The sequence below is a fragment of the Falsiroseomonas stagni DSM 19981 genome (genome assembly GCF_900114315.1).
In the GTDB taxonomy this organism is placed as follows: Bacteria; Pseudomonadota; Alphaproteobacteria; order Acetobacterales; family Acetobacteraceae; genus Falsiroseomonas; species Falsiroseomonas stagni.
In genome coordinates, this window is sequence record NZ_FOSQ01000012.1 from 100881 (window position 1) to 111465 (window position 10585).

11 protein-coding genes are annotated in these 10585 nt (G+C 66.9%); 10 read left to right on the forward strand and 1 reads right to left on the reverse strand.

The genetic code is table 11. The features are described 5' to 3' along the window. The first annotated feature begins 56 nt into the window (after nucleotides 1-56). The 10 genes from BM041_RS23495 (at nucleotide 57) to BM041_RS23540 (ending at nucleotide 9650) form a co-directional block, all read left to right on the forward strand. Nucleotides 57-1388: an ABC transporter substrate-binding protein gene (locus BM041_RS23495; RefSeq protein ID WP_092962347.1), complete on the forward strand. Its 1332-nt coding sequence runs from the start codon at nucleotides 57-59 to the stop codon at nucleotides 1386-1388. A gap of 9 nt (nucleotides 1389-1397) precedes the next feature. Beyond that, nucleotides 1398-2312, forward strand: coding sequence for a carbohydrate ABC transporter permease (locus BM041_RS23500; RefSeq protein WP_092962348.1), 915 nt, complete (start codon nucleotides 1398-1400; stop codon nucleotides 2310-2312). Then, nucleotides 2309-3127, forward strand: a complete 819-nt coding sequence (locus BM041_RS23505) for a carbohydrate ABC transporter permease (protein WP_092962349.1) — start codon at nucleotides 2309-2311, stop codon at nucleotides 3125-3127. The genes BM041_RS23500 and BM041_RS23505 overlap by 4 nt, the downstream gene beginning before the upstream one ends. Further along, nucleotides 3124-4203, forward strand: a complete 1080-nt coding sequence (locus BM041_RS23510; protein ID WP_092962350.1) for an ABC transporter ATP-binding protein — start codon at nucleotides 3124-3126, stop codon at nucleotides 4201-4203. Before BM041_RS23505 ends, BM041_RS23510 begins: the two co-directional genes overlap by 4 nt. Continuing rightward, a complete protein-coding gene (locus BM041_RS23515; RefSeq protein WP_092962351.1) occupies nucleotides 4203-5102 on the forward strand; it encodes a dihydrodipicolinate synthase family protein in 900 nt (299 codons plus the stop codon). Before BM041_RS23510 ends, BM041_RS23515 begins: the two co-directional genes overlap by 1 nt. 1 nt (nucleotide 5103) lies before the next feature. After that, entirely contained in the window at nucleotides 5104-5886 is a 783-nt protein-coding gene (locus BM041_RS23520; protein ID WP_092962352.1) for an SDR family oxidoreductase, read from the forward strand. A gap of 2 nt (nucleotides 5887-5888) precedes the next feature. After that, complete coding sequence (locus BM041_RS23525) at nucleotides 5889-6614, forward strand: SDR family NAD(P)-dependent oxidoreductase (protein ID WP_092962353.1); 726 nt, start codon at nucleotides 5889-5891, stop codon at nucleotides 6612-6614. An 11-nt stretch (nucleotides 6615-6625) separates the two neighbouring features. After that, a complete protein-coding gene (locus BM041_RS23530) occupies nucleotides 6626-7462 on the forward strand; it encodes a sugar phosphate isomerase/epimerase family protein (RefSeq protein ID WP_092962354.1) in 837 nt (278 codons plus the stop codon). A gap of 110 nt (nucleotides 7463-7572) precedes the next feature. Then, nucleotides 7573-8265 (forward strand): isochorismatase family protein, encoded by a 693-nt coding sequence (locus BM041_RS23535; protein ID WP_092962355.1) that lies wholly within the window; start codon nucleotides 7573-7575, stop codon nucleotides 8263-8265. Further along, nucleotides 8265-9650 (forward strand): dihydroorotase, encoded by a 1386-nt coding sequence (locus tag BM041_RS23540; protein WP_092962356.1) that lies wholly within the window; start codon nucleotides 8265-8267, stop codon nucleotides 9648-9650. Before BM041_RS23535 ends, BM041_RS23540 begins: the two co-directional genes overlap by 1 nt. Here the strand turns inward: BM041_RS23540 and BM041_RS23545 are convergent. Then, entirely contained in the window at nucleotides 9639-10520 is an 882-nt protein-coding gene (locus tag BM041_RS23545; protein WP_175534119.1) for an amidohydrolase family protein, read from the reverse strand. The two genes, BM041_RS23540 and BM041_RS23545, sit on opposite strands and share 12 nt — an antisense overlap. Between the last annotated feature and the right edge of the window lie 65 nt (nucleotides 10521-10585).

Here is a 10585-nt window from a genome sequence, read left to right on the forward strand (position 1 = left end):
TTCGCTGTGCGGTTGACGCCGGCGGGTGACAGAAGCAGGGAAGGAAGGGAAGAGACATGACCGAGACCACCCGCAGCGGCCTCTCTCGCCGCAGCCTGGGCACCGCGCTGGGCGCAGGCGCCGTGGCACTCGCCGCACCTGGCGGCGCGAGAGCGCAGACGCCGACGACGCTTCGCTGGTGGTCGCCCCAGACCGCGCCGGCGCAGCGCGAGGCCTACAACTTCCAGATCCGCACCTTCGAGGAAGCGAACCCCGGCGTGCGCGTGGTGTTCGAGGCCACCTCGGACGAAGGCTATCCCGCGCAGATGGCGGCCGCCTTCGCCTCCGGCCAGGTGCCCTCCGTCGTCACGCATCTCCCGCATTTCGCGGTCGCGACCTACTGGCAGAACGGCCTGCTGGAGCCCTTCAACGACGTGATCAACATGATCGGCACGTCGAATTTCTATGAGGGTGCGAACCGCATCTATGAGATCACGCCCGGCCAGTTCGCCGGCACCGGCATCGGCAATTCCGCCGCCAACATGATGTGGCTGCGCCGTGATCTCATGCAGCGCGCCAACATCGCGGAGGCGCCCCGCACCTGGGACCAGCTGCGCGATGCCTGCCGGCGGATGCAGGGCGGCGGCGTCTTCGGCGCGCCGCTACCCTATGCCCGCAATTCCATGACCAGCCTGATCTTCATCTGCTTCGTCCATGGCGCCGGCGGCAGCATCTTCACGCCGGACCTCCAGGTGAATGTCGACAATGACGCGTTCCGCAACGCGCTTGAATTCTACAAGTCGATGCGCGAGCTCTGCCCGCCCGGTGCCACCAACTATTCCTGGGGCGAGAGCCTGACGGCCTTCGTGGCAGGCGCGACCGCGACGGGCATCTATACCGGCCGCGTGCTGGCGAATGTCGCCGCGCAGAACCCGCGCATCGCGGATAGCGTCACCTGCGCGCGCTACCCGACGATCTCGACCAATGTCGCCCCCTGGACCTTCAACGACTTCCCTTCAGTCATGATCCCGAAGGTCGCGCCGAACATGGCGCTGGCAAAGCGCTTCGCGGCACATCTGTTCCGCGCCGATGGCTATATCCGCCAGCTGCACGCGGCGCCGGGCCATGTGCTGCCGGTGCTGAAGACCATCAGCGCCATGCCGCAATACCAGGAGAATGCGCTGATCCAGAAGTATCGCGCCGAAGTCGACCTGATGAGCGAGAGCGCGGCGGCGGGCCACAACCTCGGCTGGGAATCGACGCGGCATCGGCCGAACACCGCTGCCGGGCGCATCATCGCGAGCCACGTCCTGGCCGAGGCCGTGCAGCGCTACGTCATCAACAACGAACCGATGGCGGCCGTCGTCTCCACCACGGCGCAGCGCCTCGAAGCGCTGATGCGCGGCTGACGCATCGGCATGGGGTCCGGGGCTGGCGGGCCGGCGAGGGGCAATCCCCTCGACCGGCGGGACGCGATGCTGGGGGTGATGCTGATCGCCCCCTGCGTGCTGATCTTCTGCGCCGTCATCGTCTATCCGCTGGTCTCCGCCGTCTATCTGAGCCTGTTCAACATCTTCACGCCAACGCTCAAGGGCAATTTCGTCGGCTTCCAGAATTACGCCGACCTCTTCGCGGGCGAGGAGTTCTGGCGCTCCCTCTTCAACACGCTGGTCTGGACCGTCTGCACGCTGTTCCTGCAGGTGGTGCTGGGTGTCGCGGCGGCACTGATGCTGCACCAGGCCATCGTCTTCCGGGCGCTCGCGCGCAGCCTGATCCTGTTCCCCTATTTCGTCTCCACCGTGGTGGCCGTGCTCGTCTGGCGCTGGCTGTTCAACGACCTCTACGGCATCCTGAACCACCTGATGATGTGGTCGGGCCTGTTGCAGATGCCGCTGGATTGGCTGGGATCGATGCCGAACGCGATGGTCAGCATCGTGCTGGTCGGCGCGTGGAAGTACTTCCCCTTCGTCGTCATCGCCATCCTGGCGCGCCTCCAGACCATCCCCGACCAACTCTATGAGGCCGCGACCATCGATGGCGCCGGCGCCTGGGCGCGCTTCACGGATGTGACACTGCCGCAGTTGAAGGATGTGCTGATGGTGGTGGTGCTGCTGCGCGCCATCTGGGACTTCAAGGAATTCGACCTGATCTACCTGATGACAGGTGGCGGGCCGCTGATCTCGACGCAGACGCTGCCGCTGATGGTCTACAAGGAAGCCTTCGGCCTGGATGCGATGGGCCGCGCCACCGCGGTCGCCGTCGCGATGATGGCGGTGATGCTGGTCTTCATGGTGCTGTACCTGCGCCGCATGGGGAAGGAGGAAGCGCGATGAAGCGCATCGCCTTCAACCTGATGGCCTGGACCATCGTGCTGGTCACGGCCTTCCCGCTCATCTGGATGGTCATCACCTCGGTCAAGCCGCAATTCGAGCTGTTCCGCATCCCGCCGACCTTCTGGCCGGAGGAAATCACCTTCGAACACTACCGGCGCCTGTTGTGGGAGACGCCGTTCCTGCTGTTCATGCGGAATTCGCTGATCCTGTCCTTCTCCACCACGGTGCTGGTGGTGGGCGTCGCGACGCTGGGGGCGCACAGCCTGGTGCGCTTCCGCTATCCGGGGCGGGAGAGGCTGGCGCAGCTGGTGCTCTTCACCTACCTGCTGCCCTCCGTCGTGCTGATCCTGCCGCTATACCTGATGATGGTGTGGCTCGGCGTGGCGAATTCGCTGCTCAGCCTGGTGATCGCCTATACCAGCTTCGCCCTGCCCTATGCGCTGTGGCTGCTGCGCAGCTTCATGCAGGGGATTCCGGATGACCTGGAATCGGCCGCGCTGGTCGATGGCGCGACGCGGATGGAGGCGTTCTTCGACGTGATCCTGCCCCAGGCGCTGCCGGGGATCATCTCGACCTCCCTGTTCACCTTCATCCTGTCCTGGAATGAATATCTCTATGCGCTGGTGCTGGTGAACACGGACAGCGCGCGGCCCCTGACGACGGGCGTGATGAGCATGCTCGTATCCTCCTTCAACATCGAATGGTCGCTGCTGATGGCGGCCTCCGTCATGATGAGTGTCCCCTTGATCATCATCTTCGCCGTCCTGCAGAAATACCTGACCCGTGGCTTCGGCGCCGGCGGGGTGAAGGGATGAGCGCGGCGGAAGTCACCTTCACCCGCGTCCGCAAGGCCTTCGGCGATGCCGTGGCGGTGAAGGGGCTGGACCTGTCGATCAGGCCGGGGGAGTTCGTCTCGCTGCTCGGGCCCTCGGGCTGCGGCAAGACGACGACGCTGCGGATGCTGGCGGGGCTGGAATTCCCGACGAGCGGCGAGATCTCCATCGGCGGGCGCGTCGTGAATGATGTCGCACCGGGCAAGCGGGACATCGCGATGGTGTTCCAATCCTATGCGCTCTACCCGCACATGACGGTGGGCGAGAACATCGCCTATCCCCTGAAGAAGCAGGGCATGGCGAAGGCGGAGCGTGCCACGCATGTCGCCCGCATCGCCGCCATGCTGAAGCTGGAGGCACTGCTGGACCGCAAGCCCAGGCAGCTCTCCGGCGGGCAGCAGCAGCGCGTGGCGCTGGGGCGCGCGCTGGTGCGCAGCCCCAAGGTCTTCCTGCTGGATGAGCCGCTGTCGAACCTCGACGCCAAGCTCCGCGCCCATATGCGGGCGGAACTGATCGAGTTGCACCGCACGCTGGGCCGCACCTTCGTCTACGTCACGCATGACCAGCTGGAAGCGATGACGATGTCGGATCGCATCGCGGTGATGGAGGGCGGGGAACTGCGGCAATTCGCCCCGCCGCGGGAGGTCTATGACCGTCCCGCCAACCTCTTCGTCGCGGGCTTCATCGGCACGCCACCGATGAACACGCTGCCCGGCAGCTTCGCCGACGGCGTCTATACCCATCCCGCCATTACCGTCCGCTTCGCCGTGACGGGCGCGGGGTCGAAGGTGGTCCTGGGCGTACGGCCGGAGGATGTGCTGATCGGCCAAGGCCCCTACCGCGCCACCGTCCGTGTGGTTGAGCCGACGGGGCACGAGACCATCGTGATGCTGGATGCCGGCGGATCGCCGCTGACGGCCCGGACGCCGGCCGAATCCACGCTGAACCCTGGCGATGTCGTGTCCTTCGCGCTACGCGCCGAACGCCTGCATCTGTTCGATGCCACAAGCGAGGCGCGCCTGGATGCGCGCGCCATGTCCGTTGAGGAGAGTGTCTGATGAACCGCGATGACGTCGCCTGGTCGGGCCCCATGCCGGCGCTGACGACGCCCTTCGATGCGGCGGGGCGCGTGGACAATGCGGGCTTCCGCGCCAATGTCACGCGCATGCTGGATGCCGGCGCCACCGGCATCGTCGCCTGCGGCTGCACCGGCGAATTCTGGGCGCTGGCGATGGAGGAACGGAAGGCGCTGTATGCCGAGGCCGTGGCCGCCACGGCGGGCCGCGGGACCGTCATCGTCGGCACGGGCTGCGTGGGTGAGGCCGATACCATCGCGCTCGCGAAGCACGCGAAGCAGGTCGGCGCCGATGCGGTGCTGGTGCTGCCACCCTATTTCGTGAAGCTGACGGATGACGAGATCTTCTCGCATTACAAGGCGGTCTCCGACGCGATCGACCTGCCGATGGTGGTCTACAACATCCCCGGCAATGCGGTGAACGCGATCTCCCCGGCGCTGGCGGACCGCCTGGCCGATCTGGAGAAGGTCGTCGCCATCAAGGAATCCTCCGGCGACTGGAACAACTTCTACAGCACCATGCTGGCGGTGAAGGACCGGCTTCGGGTGTTCTGCGGCCCCTCCTCCGTCTTCGGCGTGCCGGCCGTGGCGCTGGGTGCCGATGGCACGGTCGATTGCTTCCCGAATGTCTGGACCGGATGCCTCGACCTCTACTACGCCGCGCGCGACGGGCGCAGCGATGCCGCGGATCTGCAGGAGACGGGGCGCAAGCTCACGGACCTCTTCACCAGCGGTGGCCGCACGCTCTACCCCGCCACCAAGGCGGCGATGGACATGATGGGCTTCGCCGGGGGCGGCACGCCGCGGCCGCCGCTGCGCGCGCTGGCTGGCGCACCGCTCGAAGGCCTGCGCACAGGTCTCAAGGATATGGGGCTGCTCTGACATGGACCTCGGCATCAGGGGGCGCCACGCGATCGTCTGCGGTGGCAGCAGGGGATTGGGCGAGGCCTGCGCGCGGTCGCTGGCGCAGGAGGGTGCGAACCTCACCATCGTCGCGCGCGGCCAGGAAGCGCTGGATGAGGCAGCGGAAGCGCTGCGGCGCGACACGGGCGTCACCGTGCAGACGGTGGCGGTGGATGTGAACACGCCGGAAGGTCGGGACGCGATCCTGGCCGCCTGCCCGGCGCCGGATATCCTGGTCTGCAATCCCGGCGTCCGCCAGGTGCCCGGCGATTTCCGGGGCTGGGAGCGCGACGAATGGCTGCGCTGGTGGGATGTGCATTTCTACTCCTCGATGGAGCTGATCCGCCGCGTGACGCCGGGCATGTGCGATCGCAAGTTCGGCCGCGTGGTCAGCATCTCCGTCAGCTTCATCAAGTTCCCGCAGGTGGGCTTCGCGCATTCGCATGCCGCGCGCGTGGCGCTGTCCGGCGCCATCGGGTCCATCGCGCGGGAATTGCTGCCGCACAACGTGACGGTGAACACGGTGTGCCCGGGGCTCTTCGACACGGATGCGCTGCGCACCAACCTGCATGGCCATGCGGCGCGGCGCGGGACGACCTATGAAGCCATGGTCGAGGACCGCATCAATGGCTGCCCCGCCGGCCGCTTCGCGCATCCCTCGGAATGCGGCGACCTGGTCGCCTATCTCTGCAGCGCCCAGGCAGGCTTCATGTCGGCGCAGAACATCGTCAATGATGGCGGCGTCTATCAGGGCCTGTTCTGACCATGCGTGACGCGGAACTGATCCCCGCCACGGGCCGCGTCATCGCCATCTCCGGGGCCTCGCGCGGCCTCGGCGCCGCCATCGCGCGCAAGCTGCATGGGGAGGGCTATACGCTGGCCCTCGGCGTGCGCGATCCCGCTGCGGCGCGCGCGCGGCTCGGCTTCACGGAACGCGCCAGTTTTCACGCCTATGACGCGATGAAGCCCGCGACGGCGGAGGCGTGGATCGAGGCCGCGGCCGCGACGCATGGGCGCCTCGATGGCCTCATCAACAATGCCGGCATCCTGCGCCGCGTGACCTGGGACGAGGGCGGCGAGGAAGAGCTCGACGAGCTCTGGACCGTCAACGTCAAGTCTCCCTTCCGCGCCACGAAGCGCGCTTTGCCGCATCTGCGCGCGGCGGGGCATGGGCGCGTGGTCAACATCGCCTCCACCGATGGCAAGCGCATCCGCGATGCCTCCGTCTCCATCGGCTATGCCATGAGCAAGCACGCGCTGGTGGCGCTCAGCCAGGCGACGAAGCTGGCGGGGTGGGAGGAAGGGGTGCGCGTCACGGCGCTGTGCCCCGGCGCCATCGATACGGAATTGCTGGCCGGCCTGCCTGGGATTTCCGCCAACCGCCTGTCACCGGCCACGATCGCGGAGATCGTCTCGCTGCTGCTGCGGCTGCCGGATACCGCGACCATCGCCGAACTCATCGTCAACACCCGATCCGAACACAGCCTCTAGAGGAGCCCACCATGGCCGATCTTCGCGTTGCCGCCTCGACCTTTCCCTTCCTCTATTCGCATGACGGGCTGGGCGCGCTGAAGCACCTGCACGCGCAGGGCTATCGCGCCTTCGAGATGATGATCTTCCCGCCGCATTGCTGGCCCTCCGAACTCACGCCCGCGAAGCGGCGCGACTACAAGGCCTGGCTCGGCGATAGCGGTTCCGCCATCACGTCCTTCTGCTATCCGCTGCTCGACAACAACCCGAACAGCGTCTGCGCGAAGATGCGGCGCTATACGCTGGACAGGTATCGCGAAGCCATCGACCTGGCCGCGGATTGGGGCTGCCCCTATGTCTGCGCCATCCCCGGCCCCGTGAACTCCCTGATCGATCCGCCCGTGCCCTGGATGCGCGCCTGGTTCATCGAGGGCATGCGCGAACTCGTGGATTTCGCGAAGGGTTCCGGCGTCGAGATCATCCTGGAGAATGTCCCCTTCACCTTCCTGCCCAAGGCCGCCGACATGCTGGCGGTGGCGGAGGAGATCGGGCCGGAAGTCGGGATCAATTTCGACGTCTGCAACAGCGCCTACATCAAGGAAGACGTCCCCGCCGCGATCCGGCTGCTCGGCAAGCGGATCAAGAACGTCCACATCTCCGACAGCGGCTATGCCGTGTTCAAGCATGAACGGCTCGGCACCGGCATCGTGGAACCGGCAGCGGCGGCGGCGGCGCTGGAGGAGATCGGCTACCAGGGCCTGACGGTGCTGGAGATCATCACCGATGCGCTGACGCCGGGCGCCGATCCGGATGGCGATATCCGCGTGAGCCACGACATCCTGGCTAAATCGGGCTGGGCGGCGCGCTGAAACGGGGCGGCGCTTCGGCGCCCCCCCCTTCCCTCGGGACTTGGATACATCTTGTGTGTCTGCAACCGATGATCTAGCGTCCGGGGCGAGGAACAACCGGACTGAGTCGCATGAAGCCCTGGGATGGAATCATCTCCGAGGAAGAACAACGCGCCTATGGCGCCGCCGGGTTCGGGCGGCGCTCGGGCCTGGGACGCCGCCCCGCGCTGCTGATCATCGATGTGCAGTACCGTACCGTCGGCACCAAGCCCATGCCCTTCTGGGACGCGATCAAGGAATATCCCACGAGTTGCGGCGAGGTCGGCTGGGCCGCCGTCGCGCGCATCCAGGCACTGCTGGCGCTGTTCCGGGAGAAGGGATGGCCCGTCCTCTACCCCCACGTCTCGCCGAAGGAGAGCTTCGACACGGGGCGCCTGGCGGCCAAGGTACCGGCGCTGATGACGGTGCCCCGGGACAGCTACGGCTTCGTCGCGGAAGTGGCGCCGCGCGACGGCGACATCCTGCTGCCGAAGAAGCATCCCAGCGCCTTCTTCGGCACCCCGCTGGCGAGCTACCTGGTCGATCTCGGCGTCGATACGCTGGTGGTGACGGGCTGCACGACAAGCGGCTGCGTGCGCGGCTCCGTCGTCGATGCCTTCGCCTATAACTGGCGTGTCGTCGTGCCGCAGGACGCGGTCTATGACCGCAGCGCGACGTCCCACGCCGTCAACCTCTTCGACATGGCCGCGAAGTATGCGGATGTGATGACGACAGAGGAGGCTGTCGCGGCCCTCGGCCAACTGGCGCCGCGGGACGACGCGTGATGCGCTACGACCTGCTGCTGCGCGGCGGCAGCGCCGTGCTGCCGGGCCTCGGCCCCACCACCTGCGAAATCGCGGTGAAGGATGGGCGCATCGCAGCCATCCTCGCTCGTGGCGCTGCGGCGGAAGCGGCGGAGGTCTGGAACGTCTCCGGCCTGGTCGTGATGCCGGGCGCCATCGACGTGCATCTGCATCTCGGCCATGGCAAGGACATCAGCCGGCCGCGCGTGCCGGGCGATGCGGCGCAGGAAAGCGCGGCGGCCGCCGCCGGCGGCATCACCTGTTTCATCCCCTACCTCATGGCAACCGATCCCTTCGAGGATTTCTGGGACGAGGTCATCGCCGTCACGGAGGCGGGATCGCGCATCGATTTCGGCTACCACCCCATCATCTCGACCGAGGCGCAGCTTGCGGGGCTGAAGCGCTATGTCGAGGAGTTCGGCGCGCCCAGCTTCAAGATCTTCATGAACAACCGCGGCGGCGAGGGCAAGCGCCTCGGCCTGCCGGATATCGATGACGGCTTCCTGCTGCGGCTTTGCGAGACGGTCGCCGCGCATGGCGGGATGGTCTGCCCGCATCCCGAGACGATCGAACTCGCCTGGGTGCGCCGCAAGCAGATCATGGCGCAGGACCCCGAGGGCCAGGGCGGGCTCGCGAGCTGGAACGCATCCCGCCCCCCCTTCGTGGAGGCCGATGCCGTGCAGCGCGCGGCGCTGGTGGCGAAGGAAGCCGGCGCACCGCTCTATATCGTCCACACCTCCTCCGCCGAGGCGCTGGAGGCCGCGAAGCGGGGCCGCCAGGCCGGCGGCAAGGTCTGGGTGGAGACCTGCCCGCACTACCTCACCCATGACGTGACCTGGGAGGGCGGCGTGACGGGCAAGATCAACCCGCCGCTGCGCGAGGAAGCGGACCGGGAGGCGCTGTGGCGCGGGCTGTTCGATGGCAGCATCGATACCGTCGCCACCGACCATGTGCATCGCGACCTCTCGGGCAAGGAGGGCGGCATCTGGGCGGCCTCCCCGGGCTGCCCGGGGATGGAGACGATGCTGCCCGTGCTGCTCAGCGAAGGTCACATGAAGCGCGGGCTGAGCCTGGCGCGCATCGTGGAACTGGTTGCGACCAATCCGGCGAAGGCGATGGGCCTGCATCGCAAGGGCGCGATCGCGCCGGGCATGGATGCGGATTTCGCCATCGTCGATCCCGGCCGGCGCTGGACCGTCACGCGCGATGGCGTGCTCTCCTCCGCCGGCTATTCGATCTATGAGGGCTGGACCCTGACGGGCCAGGTCGTCCACACCATCGTCCGGGGCCGCGCCGTCATGCGCGATGGCGCGCTGGACGACACGGCCGTGGGCAGCGGGCGCTACGTGCCGCGCTCACTCGTCTGAGAGAGGCATCTTCAACCCGTAGAGCCTGATCGCGTTGTCGCGGAGCACCTTGCGCTTCGCGACCTCGCGCAGGCCCAGCGCCTCGAACTCCACGCGCGCGCGCTCCAGGTCGATCACCGGATAGTCGGTGCCGAAGATCACCTTGTCCTGGCCGAAGCTGTTCATGTAGCGCACGAACTTCTCGTCCCAGTGCTTCGGCGCATAGGCGTCCGTGCCGATATAGACGTTGGGATGCTTGTAGGCGACAGCGATCATCTCCTCCGTCCACGGCCAGCCGATGTGGATGCCGACGAGCTTCAACTCCGGGAAGTCGCAGGCGATGGTGTCGAGCGTGATGGGGCGGCCGACGCTCTTCAGCGGACGCTCCTCGGAGTAGCGGAGGCAGTGGCCGATCTGCATCTGGATCGGGATGCCGAGTTCGCAGCACTTCGCATAGATCGGGTAGTAGCGCGCATGGTCGGGCGCCATCTCGAACCAATGGGGATAGAGATGCGCCCCGATGAAGCCGAGTTCCTTCACCGCATATTTCAGCTCGCGCAGTCCACGCATGCCTTCGGTCGGATCGACGCCGGCGAGGGCACTGAAACGCGTGGGATAACGGCGCACCATCTCCGCGACCTTCTCATACGGCACGCGACGATTGATGGTGTTGAGCGCGCTGCCGGCCTTGATGGCGAGGAGGAAGCAATGCTCCACGCCGGCGCGGTCCATCTTCTCGATGAAGGCTTCCGGCGTCAGGCCCTTGATGCGGGATTCCTCGGCGCCGATCTTGCCGCGGATGAAGCTCTCCTGCCATCCCTTCCGCTCCAGCTCCGGATCGGCGAATTCGTAGTTGGTGACGGCATCGATGGCGGCGATGGAATAGGCCATGCGGGCATCCCTTCCTGGCGTGGGTTCTGGGATGGTATTGGGATACAAGTGCGCCCGACAAGGCC

Excerpts from the sequence above, each read along its gene's own strand:
- BM041_RS23495 (WP_092962347.1), top strand. The coding sequence starts at position 57 with ATGACCGAGACCACCCGCAGCGGCCTCTCTCGCCGCAGCCTGGGCACC.
- BM041_RS23500 (WP_092962348.1), top strand. The coding sequence starts at position 1,398 with ATGGGGTCCGGGGCTGGCGGGCCGGCGAGGGGCAATCCCCTCGACCGG.
- BM041_RS23505 (WP_092962349.1), top strand. The coding sequence starts at position 2,309 with ATGAAGCGCATCGCCTTCAACCTGATGGCCTGGACCATCGTGCTGGTC.
- BM041_RS23510 (WP_092962350.1), top strand. The coding sequence starts at position 3,124 with ATGAGCGCGGCGGAAGTCACCTTCACCCGCGTCCGCAAGGCCTTCGGC.
- BM041_RS23515 (WP_092962351.1), top strand. The coding sequence starts at position 4,203 with ATGAACCGCGATGACGTCGCCTGGTCGGGCCCCATGCCGGCGCTGACG.
- BM041_RS23520 (WP_092962352.1), top strand. The coding sequence starts at position 5,104 with ATGGACCTCGGCATCAGGGGGCGCCACGCGATCGTCTGCGGTGGCAGC.
- BM041_RS23525 (WP_092962353.1), top strand. The coding sequence starts at position 5,889 with ATGCGTGACGCGGAACTGATCCCCGCCACGGGCCGCGTCATCGCCATC.
- BM041_RS23530 (WP_092962354.1), top strand. The coding sequence starts at position 6,626 with ATGGCCGATCTTCGCGTTGCCGCCTCGACCTTTCCCTTCCTCTATTCG.
- BM041_RS23535 (WP_092962355.1), top strand. The coding sequence starts at position 7,573 with ATGAAGCCCTGGGATGGAATCATCTCCGAGGAAGAACAACGCGCCTAT.
- BM041_RS23540 (WP_092962356.1), top strand. The coding sequence starts at position 8,265 with ATGCGCTACGACCTGCTGCTGCGCGGCGGCAGCGCCGTGCTGCCGGGC.
- BM041_RS23545 (WP_175534119.1), bottom strand. The coding sequence starts at position 10,520 with ATGGCCTATTCCATCGCCGCCATCGATGCCGTCACCAACTACGAATTC.